The sequence below is a fragment of the Pseudogemmatithrix spongiicola genome (assembly GCF_030623445.1).
GTDB classification, from domain to species: domain Bacteria; phylum Gemmatimonadota; class Gemmatimonadetes; order Gemmatimonadales; family Gemmatimonadaceae; genus Pseudogemmatithrix; species Pseudogemmatithrix spongiicola.
The window spans coordinates 2,943,124-2,957,861 of record NZ_CP130613.1; the positions used below are offsets into that span (position 1 = coordinate 2,943,124).

Annotated in this window: 13 protein-coding genes; 9 read left to right on the forward strand and 4 right to left on the reverse strand. The window is 69.3% G+C overall.

The features are described 5' to 3' along the window. Positions 1-68 precede the first annotated feature (68 nt). Both fadJ and fadI read right to left on the reverse strand, forming a co-directional pair. A complete protein-coding gene (gene fadJ, locus Strain318_RS13480) occupies positions 69-2,222 on the reverse strand; it encodes a fatty acid oxidation complex subunit alpha FadJ (protein ID WP_367886218.1) in 2,154 nt (717 codons plus the stop codon). Continuing rightward, on the reverse strand, positions 2,222-3,514 hold the full coding sequence (fadI, locus tag Strain318_RS13485) for an acetyl-CoA C-acyltransferase FadI (protein WP_367886219.1): 1,293 nt from the start codon (positions 3,512-3,514) through the stop codon (positions 2,222-2,224). Before fadI ends, fadJ begins: the two co-directional genes overlap by 1 nt. A gap of 94 nt (positions 3,515-3,608) precedes the next feature. Here fadI and Strain318_RS13490 point away from each other — a divergent pair, with 94 nt between their 5' ends. Genes Strain318_RS13490 through Strain318_RS13500 form a run of 3 tightly spaced genes read left to right on the forward strand, consistent with a single transcriptional unit; the run spans position 3,609 to position 6,911 of the window. Beyond that, the gene (locus Strain318_RS13490) at positions 3,609-5,135 is read left to right on the forward strand and encodes a glycerol-3-phosphate dehydrogenase/oxidase (protein ID WP_367886220.1); all 1,527 of its coding nucleotides are present in this window, start codon (positions 3,609-3,611) and stop codon (positions 5,133-5,135) included. Position 5,136: 1 nt separating this feature from the next. Continuing rightward, positions 5,137-6,378, forward strand: a complete 1,242-nt coding sequence (locus Strain318_RS13495; protein ID WP_367886221.1) for a sialidase family protein — start codon at positions 5,137-5,139, stop codon at positions 6,376-6,378. Continuing rightward, entirely contained in the window at positions 6,378-6,911 is a 534-nt protein-coding gene (locus Strain318_RS13500; RefSeq protein ID WP_367887963.1) for a TlpA family protein disulfide reductase, read from the forward strand. The genes Strain318_RS13495 and Strain318_RS13500 overlap by 1 nt, the downstream gene beginning before the upstream one ends. Positions 6,912-6,916: 5 nt before the next feature. On the opposite strand, the gene Strain318_RS13505 is transcribed toward Strain318_RS13500, so the two are convergent. Beyond that, the gene (locus Strain318_RS13505; protein WP_367886223.1) at positions 6,917-7,387 is read right to left on the reverse strand and encodes a GreA/GreB family elongation factor; all 471 of its coding nucleotides are present in this window, start codon (positions 7,385-7,387) and stop codon (positions 6,917-6,919) included. Between the two features lie 214 nt (positions 7,388-7,601). Between Strain318_RS13505 and Strain318_RS13510 the strand changes: the two genes are divergently transcribed. Genes Strain318_RS13510 through Strain318_RS13535 form a run of 6 tightly spaced genes read left to right on the forward strand, consistent with a single transcriptional unit; the run spans position 7,602 to position 13,692 of the window. Beyond that, positions 7,602-8,399, forward strand: a complete 798-nt coding sequence (locus tag Strain318_RS13510) for an MBL fold metallo-hydrolase (protein ID WP_367886224.1) — start codon at positions 7,602-7,604, stop codon at positions 8,397-8,399. A gap of 37 nt (positions 8,400-8,436) precedes the next feature. Continuing rightward, positions 8,437-9,570, forward strand: coding sequence for a DUF2911 domain-containing protein (locus tag Strain318_RS13515; RefSeq protein WP_367886225.1), 1,134 nt, complete (start codon positions 8,437-8,439; stop codon positions 9,568-9,570). Positions 9,571-9,593: 23 nt separating this feature from the next. Then, entirely contained in the window at positions 9,594-10,070 is a 477-nt protein-coding gene (locus tag Strain318_RS13520) for a DUF3299 domain-containing protein (RefSeq protein WP_367886226.1), read from the forward strand. Next, on the forward strand, positions 10,067-10,765 hold the full coding sequence (locus tag Strain318_RS13525) for an ABC transporter ATP-binding protein (RefSeq protein WP_367886227.1): 699 nt from the start codon (positions 10,067-10,069) through the stop codon (positions 10,763-10,765). The genes Strain318_RS13520 and Strain318_RS13525 overlap by 4 nt, the downstream gene beginning before the upstream one ends. After that, positions 10,765-12,009: an ABC transporter permease gene (locus Strain318_RS13530; RefSeq protein WP_367886228.1), complete on the forward strand. Its 1,245-nt coding sequence runs from the start codon at positions 10,765-10,767 to the stop codon at positions 12,007-12,009. Before Strain318_RS13525 ends, Strain318_RS13530 begins: the two co-directional genes overlap by 1 nt. A 36-nt stretch (positions 12,010-12,045) precedes the next feature. After that, positions 12,046-13,692 carry a M20/M25/M40 family metallo-hydrolase gene (locus tag Strain318_RS13535; protein ID WP_367886229.1) on the forward strand — a complete coding sequence of 549 codons (1,647 nt, stop codon included), beginning with the start codon at positions 12,046-12,048 and terminating at the stop codon, positions 13,690-13,692. Positions 13,693-13,799: 107 nt separating this feature from the next. On the opposite strand, the gene Strain318_RS13540 is transcribed toward Strain318_RS13535, so the two are convergent. Then, positions 13,800-14,720, reverse strand: a complete 921-nt coding sequence (locus Strain318_RS13540) for an IS481 family transposase (RefSeq protein WP_367885738.1) — start codon at positions 14,718-14,720, stop codon at positions 13,800-13,802. Between the last annotated feature and the right edge of the window lie 18 nt (positions 14,721-14,738).

Below are 14,738 nucleotides of genomic sequence, written 5' to 3' on the forward strand. Positions count from 1 at the left end.
CAAGCCCGAAGGAGACGATGGCAGTTGCCGTTCCCTTACATCTCATAGCTCACATCTCACATCTGCAGTTAGACCGGCTTCCCTTCACGCGGATAAAACGTCCTCCCATCCCGTGCCATCTCCACCAACAGCTTCGCCGGCGTGAACCGCCCCGGGTACCGTGCATCCAGCGCCTCGAGCTGCTTCACCGCCTCGGCCACGCCGACGGCATCGATGTGCCGGAACGGCCCGCCGCGGAACGGCGGGAATCCGATGCCGAACACCGCACCGATGTCGCCGTCGCGCGCCGAGCGGATGATGCCTTCCTCCAGGCAACGCGCCGCTTCATTCACCATCGCCAACGAGAGGCGACGCTGGATCTCGCCCTTCTCGACCGTCACGCGCTTCGTGCCACCGGGATACAGCTGGTAGACGCTCTCGTCCACGTCCCCGCGCTTGCCCTTTTCGTCGTACACATAGAAGCCGCTCTTGCCCTTGCGGCCCAGCCGGCCGGCGCCGAGCACCTTCTGCAGCGCCGTGCTCGGCGACATGCGTCCGCCGAAGGCCTCCGCCATGATCGCGCCGCTCTTGCCGGCGATGTCGAGACCGACCTCGTCGATGAGGTTGATCGGCCCCACGGGGAAGCCGAACTGCGCCATCGCCTTGTCGATCGCATCGATGGCGACGCCTTCGTCGAGCAGAATGCCCGCTTCGTTGACGTACGGTGCCAGGATGCGGTTCACATAGAACCCCGGCGCGTCGTTGACGATGATGACCGTCTTGCCGATGCGGCGGCCGAACTCGACCACCGTCGCCGTCACTTCCGACGCGGTCCGCGGCGTCACGATGACCTCGAGCAGCGGCATCTTGTGCACCGGCGAGAAGAAGTGCATGCCGATGACCTGCTCCGGCCGCTTGCTCCCCGCCGCGATCTTCGCGATCGGGATCGTGCTCGTGTTCGTCGCGAAGATCGCATCGGGCGGCAGCACCGATTCCGCCTCGGCGATCACCTTGTGCTTGACGGCGAGGTCCTCGAAGACCGCCTCGATCACCAACGGCAGCCGACCGAAGCCTGAGTACTCCGTCGTGCCGGAGACCAAGGACATCTGGTCATCGAACTGCTGCTTCGTGACCTGCCGCTTGGTGAGCCGGTCCTTCAGCACGTCCTTCACCGCGGCGACTCCCTTGGCGACCTGCGCGGCGGCGGTGTCCTTGAAGCGCACCGGGACGCCTTGCTGGACGCTGATGCTCGCGATGCCCGCGCCCATGAAGCCCGTGCCCAGCACGCCGATGCGATCCACGGCGCGTGCCTTCACGTCGGCCGGCACGCCCGCGTCCTTCTTGAGCGACGTCGTCGCGTAGAACAGGAACATCAGCTGCTTGCAGACCGGCGTCATCGCCATCTCGCCGAAGAGTCGCGCTTCCTCCGCAAAGCCCTGCGCCTCCGAACCCGAGTAGCTGGCCTGCACGGCATCGATGGCCGCGAACAGCGCCGGGTAGTGGCCCTTCGACTTCTTCTGCGTCATCTCCCGCGCCTGGCGGAACACGACGCTGCGCCCGATCGGGTTGTCATCGAGCAGGATCTCCTTGGCGCCATGCTTGCGCACATCGCGATTGCGCTCGAGCGTGCCGGCCGCGAGTTCCTTCGCGCGCTGCACGGCGACCTGCCGCAGGATGCTCGGATGCACCAGCTCGTCGATCAGGTTCGTCTGCAGGGCCTTCTTCGCGCGGACGTTCTTGCCCGTGAGGATCATGTCGAGCGCCACCTGCAGCCCGACGCGGCGCGGCAGGCGCTGCGTGCCGCCGGCGCCGGGAATCAGTCCGAGTTGCACCTCGGGCAGCGCGAGGACCGTCTTGGGCGTGTCCGCCGCGATGCGATACGCGCAGGCCAGCGCGAACTCCAAGCCGCCGCCGAGGCAGGCGCCCTCGATGGCGGCGACGACCGGCACGCGGCCCTTCTCGATGCGCGACATCATCGTGTGCCCGAAGGCACTGGCCTTCTGCGCATCGGCGGCCGTCTTGAACTCGAGGAACTGATCGATGTCGGCGCCGGCGATGAACGTGCCGGGCTTGCCCGAGATCAGCACGGCGGCCTTCACGGACGGATCCTTGTCGAGCCGCTCGATCATCGCCGTGAACTCGTCGATCACGGCCGGGGAGAACTTGTTGATGCTCTCGCCCTTGAGGTCGAAGGTGAGCACGGCGACGCCGTCCACCATCTCCAGCATGAGTGCGGTGGTCATCAGGCGCGCTCCACCACCATCGCGTGGCCGAGTCCGCCGGCCGCGCAGACAGTCATGAGCCCGAACTGCCCGCCGCGGCGGGCGAGTTCGTTGGTCAGCGTCGTGAGGATGCGCGCACCCGTCGCGCCGAACGGGTGGCCGATGCTCACCGAGCCGCCCATCACGTTCAGCTTGCTGCGGTCCACCGTTCCGGTCGGCTCGCTGAAGCCGGCGCGCTGCGCCCACTCCCTGCTCTCCAGGCCCTTGATGTTGCTGAGCACCTGCGCGGCGAAGGCCTCGTGCATCTCGATCAGGTCCATGTCCTTGAGCGTGAGGCCGGCCCGCTTGAGCGCCTTCGGCGCCGCGAGCACTGGGGCCTGCAGGAGCTGTTCACCGGGATCCACCGCGGCGTACGCATACGCCCGGATGAACGCCTTCGGCGTGTGCCCCAACGCCTTCGCCACGTCCTCGCGCATCAGCAGCACGGCGGCCGCGCCGTCGGTGAGCGGCGAGGCATTGCCCGCTGTGATCGTGCCGTAGCGCTTGTCGAACACGGGCTTGAGGCCCGCCAAGGCCTCGAGCGTCGTGTCGGCACGCACGATGTTGTCGTCGGTCACGGCCTCGTACTTGGGTCCGGCGATCACCGGCGCGACCTCCGCGCGGAGACGCCCGTCCTTGATGCCCGCCGCCGCGTTCAGGTGCGAGGCCAGCGCGAGCTGGTCCTGCTCCTCGCGTGTGATGCCGTTGAGCTTCGCCATCTTCTCGGCGCTCTGGCCCATCGTCTCGCCCGTCGTGGGCTCGGCAATGGCCGGCGTGATCGGGATGAAGTCCTTGCCGCGGATCTTCGAGAAGGCCTGGACGCGCTGCCCCAGCGTCTTCGCCTTGCTCGCTGCGACCAGTGCATCCGAGAAGCCGCGCGAGTGCAGGATCGGCACGTTCGACAGGCTCTCCGCACCGCCGGCAATCGCGACGTCGGCATGGCCCAGCGCGAGCTGGTCCGCGGCGTCGGTGATCGCCTGGTTCGCCGAGGCGCAGGCGCGCGAGACGCTGTACGCGTCCACGCCCTTGGGCAGCAGCGGCATCAGCGCGACTTCGCGCGCGATGTTCGGAGCGGTGACGTTGGGGACGACCGTGCCGAACACCAGCAGGTCGAGGGTCTTGGGGTCCAGATCGGTCCGATGCACCAGTTCGCTGACGGCGATCTTGCCAAGCTCGATCGCGCTGAGCGCCCGGAGGGTGGTGCCGGCCTTGGCGAATGGGGTCCGCACGCCCGCGATGATCGCGATGCGCCGCCCCGGCTCGTAGATAGGCATCCTATAAAGGTAGGGGACGCGGGCCCGTGGCGCAGACCGGCGACGCGGGGCACGCGGCTATCATCGGCGCCGCGGACGGGGTATCGTCCTAGCGATGTCCACCCCCCATGCCCCGCGGCGCAGCGAGCGCCTCCAGGCTCTCGCCGGCGACCGATTCGACCTCGCGGTCATCGGGGGCGGCATCACGGGTGCGGGAGTCGCCCGCGACGCCGCGCGGCGTGGACTGCGCGTCGCGCTGCTCGAAGCGGAGGATTTCGCGGCCGGCACCTCCAGCCGCTCGTCGCGACTCGTCCACGGCGGCGTGCGCTACCTCGAGCACGGCTACCTGCATCTCGTGTGGGAGTCCAGCCGGGAACGCCGACGCCTGCTGCAGCAAGCCCCGCATCTCGTCCGGCCGCTGCAGTTCACGTGGCCGGTGTACCGCGGCGCGCGGGTGAAGCGTTGGCAGCTCGCCGCCGCGCTGACGATGTACGACGCCCTCGCGATGTTCCGGAACGTCGGACGCCACCGGCGGCTCGACACCAGCGGCGTGCTGAGCGCCGAGCCGCTGCTCGCCCGCGACGGACTGCTCGGCGGCGCCACCTACTGGGATGCCGCCACTGACGACTCGCGCCTCACCCTCGCGAACGTGCTCGACGCCGCGGCGCATGGCGCCGTGGTCCTGAACCACGCGCCAGTGCGACGCCTGACCTTCAATGGCGAGCACGGCCCCGCCGACGGCGTCGAGGTGCACGACGCACTCGGCGGCGCGACCATCCATGTGCGGGCCAAGCTCGTCGTGAGCTGCGTCGGCCCCTGGACGGACGAGATCGCGCGTCTCGAAGATCCGCACGCCGGACCGGCCGTCCGCGGCACCAAGGGCGTGCATATCGCCGTGCCGGCATCGCGCGTCGGAAACGTGGCGGCCGTGACCATGCTCTCGCCCGACGACGGACGCGTGATGTTCACGCTGCCAGCGAGCGGTGGCATGACGATCGTCGGCACCACGGACACACCGACGACGGAGCATCCCGCCGACGTGCGGGCCGCACGCGCCGATGTACGCTACCTGCTGAATGCCGCAAACCGCTTCTTTCCCGAGGCGCGGCTGACGGAGGATGACGTCGTCTCGGCGTGGGCCGGCATCCGACCGCTGGTGGCGAGTGGCAACACGGGCGACCCCTCCAGTGCGTCGCGCGAGCATGCGACGCAACTCTCGCGGCGCGGCGTGCTGACGGCCACGGGCGGCAAGCTGACGACCTATCGCGCGCAGGCACAGCAGATCGTCGACGCGGCCGTGCAGCGCCTTGGCGTCACCACCAAAGCCTGCGACACCGCCGACGCGCCCCTCCCGGGCGCGCGTCCTGCGGCGACGGGCGGCGACGTGCGGATCGTGCCCGAGCTCACGTGGCGCGAATCCGACGTTGACCAAGCCGTGCGCCAGGAGTTCGCCGAATCGCTCGCCGACGTCATGATCCGACGTACCTTTCTCGCATTCGAATTGCCGGACCAGGGGCGGAGCATCGCGCCGCGCATCGCGCGACGGATGGCACCGCGGCTCGGCTGGACCGACGCCGGCATCGCGAACGCCGTCCGGGAATACACGCAGGCCCTCGACCGCATCTTCACCATCACGCCCTGACATGCGCGCCTCCCTCCCCCTCGCGCTCCTCCTCGCCGCGTCCGTCGCCTGTGCCGGCGATGATGCGCCGCACTCCTACGCCCTCACCGAGACCCCGCTGCCGGTGGGCGCGGATGCCACGGAGCCGAACTTCTACACGGCCACGGACGGCCGCGTGGTCATGAGCTGGATCGAACGCGTGGACAGCAGCACGCACGCGTTGCGGATCGCGATTCGCTCGACCGACGGCAGCTGGGGCGAGCCGCGGGACGTCACGCGGCGCAGCGACTTCTGGCTCAACTGGGCCGACTTCCCCTCGGTGGCGATGCTCGCCGACGGACGCCTGCTCGCCCATTGGCCGCAGCGCAACGGCAGCGGACGCTACGCGTACGAAGTGCGCATGGCCGAGTCGCGGGACGAGGGCCGCACCTGGAGCGAGAGCGTCACCCCGCATCAGCCGGGCATCGAGGCCGAGCACGGCTTCGTGTCGATCCTGCCCTTCGATAGCGGCGCGCTCGTGGTCTTCCTCGATGGTGGCAACAACATCACGTCGGCGCCGGCACATGCCCACGGCGACGCGGAGCACAGCACGCCGATGACGCTCGCCGCAAACCGCTGGGGCAACGCGCCGCTCTCGCCGGCGACCAAGACCGTCGTCGATGCGCGCGTCTGCGATTGCTGCCAGACGAGCGCTGCGCTCTCCGCCAGCGGTCCGGTGGTCGTGTACCGCGACCGCAGCGACACCAAGCCCGAGATCCGCGACATCGTCATCTCGCGCCTCGTGAATGGCGCGTGGACGCCCGCCGTGCCCGTGCACGCCGACAACTGGGAGGTGGACTTCTGCCCGGTGAACGGCCCGATGGTGCAGGCCTACGGCGACACGGTCGTGGTGGCCTGGTTCACGGCGGCGCGCGACACTGCGAAGGTGCAGGTGGCGTTCTCGTATGATGCCGGCGCGACGTTCGGTGCCCCGGTGCGTGTGGACGAGGGCAATCCCGCCGGACGCGTCGGCCTGCAGCTCTTCGACGGCGCGGCCTACGTGAGCTGGCTCGAGCGCGGTGCGGGCGATTCCGCCTTCGTGAAGCTGCGCCGCGTCGAGCGCGATGGACGCGCCGACACGAGCATCGTCGTCAGTCCGTCGAGTGGTGCGCGGTCGAGCGGGTTCCCGCGGATGGCGCGGCTCCGGGATGGCCTGCTCTTCGCATGGACGGTGCCTGGGCGCCCGAGCGTGATTCGCGGCGCGACGTATCGGCGGGTCGAGTGATGCGGGTTCGTCGCGAGCGCGCAGCGCGATTGACCATGACCGTCGCGCTCGGCCTCGTGCTCAGCGCTTGCGGCGGTGCGGAGCGCGCACCCGCCGCGACACTCGCCATCGGTGCGCCCGCGCCGGCGTACGCCGCGCAGCGCATGGACGGCACTCCCGTCGCCCTCGCCGACCACAAAGGCGAGGCGGTGATGCTCAATGTGTGGGCGACCTGGTGCAAGCCCTGCCGCGAGGAGATTCCGGCGCTCGACTCGCTGCATCGCGAGTTCGGCCCGCGGGGATTCCGCGTCGTCGGCGTGAGTATCGACGTCGCGGGCGACACCGCGGAGATCGCGGGCTTCGCGCGTCAGCTCGGGGCGAGCTACGACCTCTGGCTCGACCCCGACGACAAGGTCTCGACGACGTTCCGGGCGATTGGGGTGCCGAGCACGGCACTCATTGACCGCGACGGCGTACTGCGCTGGCGGCATATGGGCCCGGTGCGCGCGAACGATCCGGCGCTCCGGGCCCTGCTGGACTCCGTGCTGAACTAGCGGTCTTACGCGTCTTCGTGGATCGTGACGAGTTTCACGATCTTCAGCTTGCGCGTGCGGCCGGGCAGCTTGAGCATGGCCACTTCGCCGACCTTCTTGTGCAACAGGGCGCGGCCGATCGGCGACGACATCGTCACCTGGCCGTCCTCGAAGTCCTCGGCGTCGCCGAAGATCAGGTAGTAGTCCTCGCGATCCTTGGTGTCCTGGTCCTCGACCGTGACCTTCGAGCCCATGCCGACGGCGTCGGTCGCGATCTGCGACTCGTCGATCTGCGAGAGCTTCGACAGCCGCTGCGTCAGGTGCCCCAACCGCGCCTGCACGAACTGCTGGCGTTCGAGCGCGGCCTTGTACTCCGAGTTCTCGCGCAGGTCGCCGAGTTCGACGGCTTTGCGGATCTCGTTGGGGAGCGTGACGTTGAGTTCGAAGCGGAGCTTCTCGGCTTCGTCGGTGAGCTTCTGCTTGAGCGCCTCGATCACGGCGCAGCCCTCGGATATAAGGATGAAGCGGGGGTGGAAAAAAGACCCGACGCCCGACCTAGAGGGGCCGGGCGCCGGAGGGGTCTTTCCGCTTCGAGAAAGCTAGCCCCGCGCAGGCGCCGGGGCAATCATCTCTCGGGCGAACGGCCTAGCACGATTCAGCGGTGCGCGTCCATCCGCTTGGCACGTGGAACGGCGGCATACCTTTCCCTGGATGCTGCAAGTCATTGAACACGGCGATGTCCGCGAACTCCGGCTCTCCACGTGGAAGAGTCGTCTCGCCGGATACGGCGTGAGCGCGTTCGTCGCGCGCCACACGCTGATCGACGCGGGATTTCCTGACGCCGCGCCGGAGCTGGCCGCCTACGTCGATGCCCATCCGGTCGACGGTGCCGTCCTCACGCACGGGCACGAGGACCACAGCGGTGGTGTCGCCGCGCTGCTCGCGCGCGGCGTCGGCGTGCACTGCGCGGCCGAGACCGAAGCGGAGATGCGCCGCGTGGAACGCGTCGGGATGTATCGGCGGCTGACGTGGGGGAGTCGGGTGAGACTTACGCTTCCGCTGCACGTGTTTTCGCCATCCCCGGCCTTGCAGCTCAAGCCGACCCCCGGCCACTCGGCGGACCACCACATCGTGTGGGATGCGGAACGCGGCACGGTGTTTGGCGGTGACCTGTTCATCGGCGTGAAGCTGCGCCTCGCGCATCACGACGAGCAGATGCGGCCGCAGGTCGTCGCGCTCCGGGAGGTGGCCTCGTGGCAACCCGAGCGTTTCTTCGACGCGCACCGGGGGCTGCTGCCCGATCCCGTCGGTCAGTTGCGGGCCAAGGCTGACTGGATCGAGGAGACGATTGGGCGCATCGAAACGCTCGTTGGCCGGGGCTGGCCCGATGCGAGGATCCGCGACGAGGTGTTGGGCGCCGAGGATCCGACCGGCACGTGGAGTTTCGGGGCCTATTCGAAGGCGAATTTCGTACGGAACGTCCGCGAGACGATGCCACAGGCATCCTAGGCAACGTTCGGGGGCGTTTCGGCGTAGAATTCCCGGTATGCGCCTCCTTCCGATCGCCCTCATCGCCGTCCTGCCAGCGACCCTGGTCGCGCAGGCTCCCGCGACGCTGACCGCGCGCCTCGGCGTCGACACGATTTCCGTCGAGAAGGTCGTCCGCACCGGCAACACGCTGGTCGCGGAAGTCGTGACGCGCTCGCCGCGAACCACCTTCCAGCGCCACCGTGCCCAGTTCGACGAGGCCGGCAACCTGACCTCGCTGACGGTGCGCGACTTCAATCCCGCCAACGGATTCGAGGAGCGCATCACCACGTACACGCGGCGCGGCGATTCACTCGACATCGCGGTCCGTGGCAATCAGCAGAGCGCGCGTACGGTCGCGGCGCCGGCCGAGTGGCTGCCGTTCATCGACCTCGTGCATTGGCCGTTTGACGTTGCCCTGCAACGGATGCGGCGCAGCAACCAGACGCAGTACGCCGCCCCGATGCTCAGCGGCCAGCGCATCTCGAACTTCCCGCTGGCGTTCATGGGCCGTGACTCCGCGACGGTCACGCATCCGACGCGCGGCACGATGCGCCTCACGGTGCTTCCGGATGGGGCCATCCGCACGCTCGACGCGGGCGCGACCACGCGGGCGTTGATCGTGTCGCGCAGCGGCGACAGCGATCCGGCCGCGTTGGCCCGCGACTTCGCGACCCGCGACGCCGCCGGACGCGGCATCGGCGAGCTGTCGGGCCGCGGCGGCGGCGAGACGAGCGTGCTCGGCGCGACCATCACCCTCGACTACGGCGTGCCGATGAAGCGCGGCCGCGACATCTGGGGCGCGCTGGTGCGCTACGGCCAGCTCTGGCGCACCGGTGCGAACCGCGCGACGCACTTCAAGACTGACCGCGAGCTGCGCTTCGGAGACCTCGTGGTTCCGGCCGGCGAGTATACGCTGTTCTCGATTCCCGAGGCCGCCGGCGGCCTGCTGATCATCAATCGCCAGACCGGCCAGAACGGCCAGCAGTACGACCCGGCCCGCGACCTTGGCCGCGTGCCGCTGCGTGCGCGCGCCCTCGATCGCGAGGTCGAGGCCTTCACGATCCAGGTGCGCGAGGAGAACGGCCGTGGCGTCCTCGCGCTGCAGTGGGACCGCACGGAACTCGTCGCCGAGTTCACGGTCGTTCGCTGAACATCACTTCCATTCGCCCTTCCATGCGTTCGCTCGCTCGCATCAGCCTTACCGTCGCACTCTCCGGCGCAGCGCTGGTCGCCCCGCGCCTCGAGGCGCAACAGCGCCCGGGAACCGCGGCCCAGTCCGCGGCGGTGTCCATCGACTGGCGCCTCCTGGGCCAGATGAATCCCGACACCCGCGTCGCGCCGGACTCGCTGAAGCGTCTCGATGGCCGGCGGGTGCGCATTCCGGGCTTCGTGGTTCCACTCGATGACGCGCAGGATGAAGGCGCGGAGTTCCTGCTCGTGCCGTACTACGGTGCCTGCGTGCATACGCCGCCACCGCCACCGAACCAGATGGCGTTCGTCACGATGCAGGGCGGACGGCCGATCAAGCTGGCGCTCTTCGACGCGGTGTGGATGGAAGGCACGTTGCGCATCGTGAACTACGACTCGCCGTACGGATCGGTCGGCTTCACGATCGAAGGGTTGTCCATGGCGCCGTACACCGGGCGGTGACCGAGCCCGCCGTCGCCCTCCACGAGGTCCGGTTCGCGTATCGCGGCGGTACCGCGGTCCTCGACATCCCGAGCCTGCATGTGGCGCGCGGCGAGCGCCTGTTCCTGCACGGCCCCAGCGGCAGCGGCAAGACGACGCTGCTCGGATTGATCGCGGGCGTGCTGAGCGCGACGTCCGGCCGCGTCCAGGTCCTGGGCAGCGACTTGGGCGCCATGGGATCCGCCGAACGCGATCGTTTTCGCGCCGCACACGTCGGCTACGTGTTCCAGATGTTCAACCTCATCCCGTATCTCTCGGTGCGGGAGAACATCATGTTGCCCGCGCGACTGTCGAAGCTTCGCCGTGCACGGCTCGGCGACGCCGAACCGAACGCCGAGGCCACCCGCCTCGCCGCAGGGCTCGAGATCGACACGCTCCTCGACGCCCGCATCGGGGAGCTGTCCGTCGGCCAGCAGCAACGCGTCGCCGTGGCGCGTGCGCTGATCGGGGCGCCCGAGCTCATCGTCTGCGACGAGCCGACGTCAGCGCTCGACGCCGACCGCCGGGACCGCTTCCTTGAACTTCTGTTTGCCTCGGTTGCCGCTGTTGGCAGCACGCTGGTGTTCGTCAGCCATGACCTCGCGCTCGCGGAACGCTTTGGCCGCACGGTCGCCCTCGGGCAACTGAATCGCGCGAGCCAGGTGGCGGCGGCCTGATGTATCTCGTCTCGCTCGCGTGGCGCTCCCTCCGCGCCCGCCTCACGATCTCGCTGCTCACCGTCGCGAGCATCGCGCTGTCCGTCGCGCTGCTTATCGGCATCGAGCACCTGCGCGTCGGCGTGCGCGAATCGTTCGCCGGCACGATCAAGGGGACCGATCTCATCGTCGGCGCGCGCGGCGGCACCACGCAGGTGCTGCTGAGCACCGTCTTCGGCATGGCCACGCCCTCCGGCAGCGTCAGTTGGGAGACCTACGAACGCTGGAAGGCGCATCCCGCGGTCGCGTGGACGATCCCCTACTCCCTCGGCGACTCGCATCGCGGCTTCCGCGTCATCGGTACCACCGAGGAGTTCTTCACGCGGTATCGCTTCCGCGACCAGTCGGTCACCTTCGCCAGCGGACGGGCGCCGTCCACGGACCGCGAGGTCGCCATCGGCCATGAGGTCGCGCAGCGCCTCGGCTACGCCCTGGGAGCGGAGATCGTGCTGGCGCACGGCATCGCCGAGGTCAGCTTCGCCGAGCACGAGGTGCATCCGTTCACGGTGGTCGGGATCATCGCACGCACGTCGACGCCGATCGACCGCGCGCTGTACGTGACGCTCGACGGCCTCACCGAGATGCACGCCGCGGAGCAGGAGCGCGGCGGCGGCCTGATGCTGGGGCCGCCGCAGGAGCACGCGCACGGCGAGGCGCCGATCACTGCCTTCCTGCTCGGCACGAAGAACCGGTTCGAGACGCTGCAGTTGCAGCGTGAGATGAACGAAGATCGCACGGAGCCGCTGACGGCCATCATTCCCGGCGTCGCGCTGGCGCAGCTCTGGGACGTGGTGGGCAACGCGGAGCAGGCGTTGCGGCTGGTGAGCCTGTTCACGCTGCTCGTGGGCCTGCTGGGCATGTGCGTGGCGCTGTACGCGTCGCTCGAGAGCCGGCGGCGCGAGATGGCCGTGCTTCGCGCGATCGGTGCGGGGCCGCGCAGCATCGTCGCGCTGCTCGTGAGCGAGTCGGCGCTGCTGGCACTGAGCGGCGCGGTACTGGGCGTGTTGCTGGTGTACGCCGGGTTGGCGGCCGCCGCCGGTCCGGTCGAGGCGCGATACGGATTCGCGCTGGGCATGTCCGGGCTCGCGCGTACCGAGTGGATCTTCCTCGGCATGGTCGTAGTCGCAGGGACGCTGGTCGGCCTCGTGCCCGCGTGGAAGGCATATCGCAGTTCGCTGGCCGATGGGCTCAGCGTGAAGGTGTAAGCGCAGGTCGTGATTCTCACACGCAAGGAGACGTTCGTGTTCGCTCGTGCACTCATGCTCGTGGCGCTTGCCGCGCCGCTGCTGTCGGCCCAAACGCCGGCGGGACAGGCCCGGCCGCCGATGGGCAGCCGCAATCCGATGGCCGACCCGATCAACGTCGAGGCCGTGCCTGCCTACATCCGTCGCACGCCGCCGAGCGATGCGACCATCCAGCGCATCTGGGACGAAGGCATGAACCGCTCGCAAGCGATGTCGCTGGCGCAGCAGTTCCTCGATCCGATCGGGCAGCGACTCACGGGCTCGCCGGAGAGCGAGCGCGCGCAGGACTGGCTGGTGAAGACGTATCAGGGCTGGGGCGTGACGGCGCGCAAGGAGCGCTACGGCACTTGGCTCGGATGGAAGCGCGGTGTGACGCACGTGGACTTGATCTCGCCGCGTATCCGTTCGCTGGAGGCGCACGCGCTGGCGTACAGCCCGGGCATGCGTCGGCCGGCGGAGGGCGAGGTGATCGCGTGGCCGGAAGGCATCTCGACGCCGGCGGAGTTCGATGCGTGGCTTCCGAACGTGCGCGGCAAGTTCTTCCTGCGCAGCGTTCCGCGCCTCAGCTGCCGCTCGCCGGGCCAGTGGGCCGAGTTCGGCACGCCCGAGGAACGCGCCCGCGTCGACTCGATGCAGAACCAGATGCAGCTCGCTTGGAATCAGCTGAACGTCGCGATGAGCGGCGGACGCAGCATCTGGGAGAAGCTCAAGGCGGCAGGCGCGCTCGGCGTGTTCGAGTCGCAGTGGTCGAACTACCCCGGCATCCAGAAGATCTTCGGCTCGCCGCTGCAGAGCGTCCCGTCGTTCGCGATCGGCTGCGAGGATTACGGCCTGCTCTTCCGCATGGCACGCGCCGGTCAGGGCCCGCGCGTGCGCGCCTTCACCGACAGTGAGTTGCTCGGAGAGCGTCCGGTGTTCAACGTCGTCGCAGAGATCCGCGGCAGCGAGAAGCCCGAGGAGTACGTGCTGCTGTCGGCCCACTTCGACTCGCACTCGTCGGCCTCCGGCGCCACGGACAACGGCACGGGCACCGTGACGATGCTCGAAGCGCTGCGCATCCTGCGCCAGGTGTATCCGAATCCCAAGCGGACGATCCTCGTCGGCCACTGGAATGGCGAAGAGCAGGGCCTCAACGGCTCGCGCGCGTTCAGCGAGGATCATCCGGAGGTCGTGAACGGCCTGCAGGCGCTGTGGAACCAGGACAACGGCACCGGCCGCGTCGTGAACCTGAGCGCCGGTCCCTTCCCGGGCGCCGCGGGCCGCATCGAGCAGTACCTCGGCCAGCTCCCGAGCGAGATCACCCAGTGGATTCGCTTCCAGCCCACGGGCGGCCAGGCGACGGGCGGTACGGACCACGCCAGCTTCGTGTGCCACAAGGCGCCGGCGTTCAACCTCGGCGCGTTGCCGTGGGACTATTCGTTCACGACGTGGCATACCGACCGCGACACGTACGACAAGATCGTGGAGTACGATCTCAAGAACAACGCGACGCTTGTCGCGATGTTGGCGTACCTCGCGAGCGAGGATCCGCAGCGCATGCCGCGGGATGTGATGGATCCGCTGCCGGGTGGGCCGAACGGGCAGCCGCGTGCGTGGCAGGCGTGCAATCCGGCGCGGCGGTCGTCGGAGGGTGCGACGCGGTAAGGGACGCTCACGCAGTGGGACGGCCTCTCCGGCACACGCCGGGGAGGCCGTTTTCTTTCATATTATGTACACGGTGAGGGGGCCGATTGTACCCTAGGTGTAATGACCTAGCACGTTGTTGACAGGTAGAGGGCGAGTCGCTGGGCCGGGGTGCGATCGCCGAGCGCGCTGTGGCGGCGCTCGGTGTTGTAGAAGGAGAGATAGTGCGGGAGCGCGCGGGTCCGCCAGCCGGAGCGGCCGTACGGGCGTTCATAGGCCCACTCCGCGAGCAGCGTGCGGATGAAGCGCTCCGCCTTGCCGTTCGTCTGCGGCCGATACGGGCGCGTGAAGCGCTGGCCGACGCCGAGCGTGAGCGCCTGCTCCGCGAAGGGGAGCGCGCGGTAGCAGCTGCCGTTGTCGGTGAGGATGCGCTCGACGACGATGCCGAGCGCCGCGTACCAGGCGACCGCGCGCGCGAGGAAGGCCGCCGCGGTCGGTGCCGTCTCGTCAGGCAAGACCTCGACGTACGCGATGCGCGTGTGGTCGTCGATGGCGACGTGCACGAACTCCCAGCCGCGTCCGCGCGTGCGGCGGGTGCGGTCCCCGTGGATGCGGTGCCCGACGACGCCGATGCGCCCGAGCTTCTTGACGTCGAGGTGCACGAGCTCGCCGGGCCGCGCCCGTTCGTAGCGCACGAGGCGCCGCGGGGGCTCGACACGCGGCAGGCGCCCGAGCCCCAGGCGGCGCAGCTCGCGGCCGACGCTCGAGAGTGGCAGGCCCGTGTGCTGCGCGATGCGGCGGCTCGACCACCGCTGCCGCCGCCGCTTGAGGATCTGCCGGCGGTAGCGGCGCTTCAGGCGCGTCGGCGAGTGATGCGGCCGCGACGAGCGCGTCTCGACCTCCGCGCGGCGGCGCAGCCACTTGTAGATGGTCTGCCGCGACACACCGAAGGCGCGGGCGACCTGGGCGACGGGCGTACCGGCCCACACGCGGCGGCAGGCCTCCCGTCGCGCGTACGGGGTGAGTCGTGCATTCTTGTGGGTGTTCACAGGGCCTCTGGCGTTGCC

What these genes read in the sequence shown, in the direction of transcription:
- fadJ (WP_367886218.1), bottom strand. Translation starts at nt 2,222, where the DNA reads ATGACCACCGCACTCATGCTGGAGATGGTGGACGGCGTCGCCGTGCTC.
- fadI (WP_367886219.1), bottom strand. Translation starts at nt 3,514, where the DNA reads ATGCCTATCTACGAGCCGGGGCGGCGCATCGCGATCATCGCGGGCGTG.
- Strain318_RS13490 (WP_367886220.1), top strand. Translation starts at nt 3,609, where the DNA reads ATGTCCACCCCCCATGCCCCGCGGCGCAGCGAGCGCCTCCAGGCTCTC.
- Strain318_RS13495 (WP_367886221.1), top strand. Translation starts at nt 5,137, where the DNA reads ATGCGCGCCTCCCTCCCCCTCGCGCTCCTCCTCGCCGCGTCCGTCGCC.
- Strain318_RS13500 (WP_367887963.1), top strand. Translation starts at nt 6,378, where the DNA reads ATGCGGGTTCGTCGCGAGCGCGCAGCGCGATTGACCATGACCGTCGCG.
- Strain318_RS13510 (WP_367886224.1), top strand. Translation starts at nt 7,602, where the DNA reads ATGCTGCAAGTCATTGAACACGGCGATGTCCGCGAACTCCGGCTCTCC.
- Strain318_RS13515 (WP_367886225.1), top strand. Translation starts at nt 8,437, where the DNA reads ATGCGCCTCCTTCCGATCGCCCTCATCGCCGTCCTGCCAGCGACCCTG.
- Strain318_RS13520 (WP_367886226.1), top strand. Translation starts at nt 9,594, where the DNA reads ATGCGTTCGCTCGCTCGCATCAGCCTTACCGTCGCACTCTCCGGCGCA.
- Strain318_RS13530 (WP_367886228.1), top strand. Translation starts at nt 10,765, where the DNA reads ATGTATCTCGTCTCGCTCGCGTGGCGCTCCCTCCGCGCCCGCCTCACG.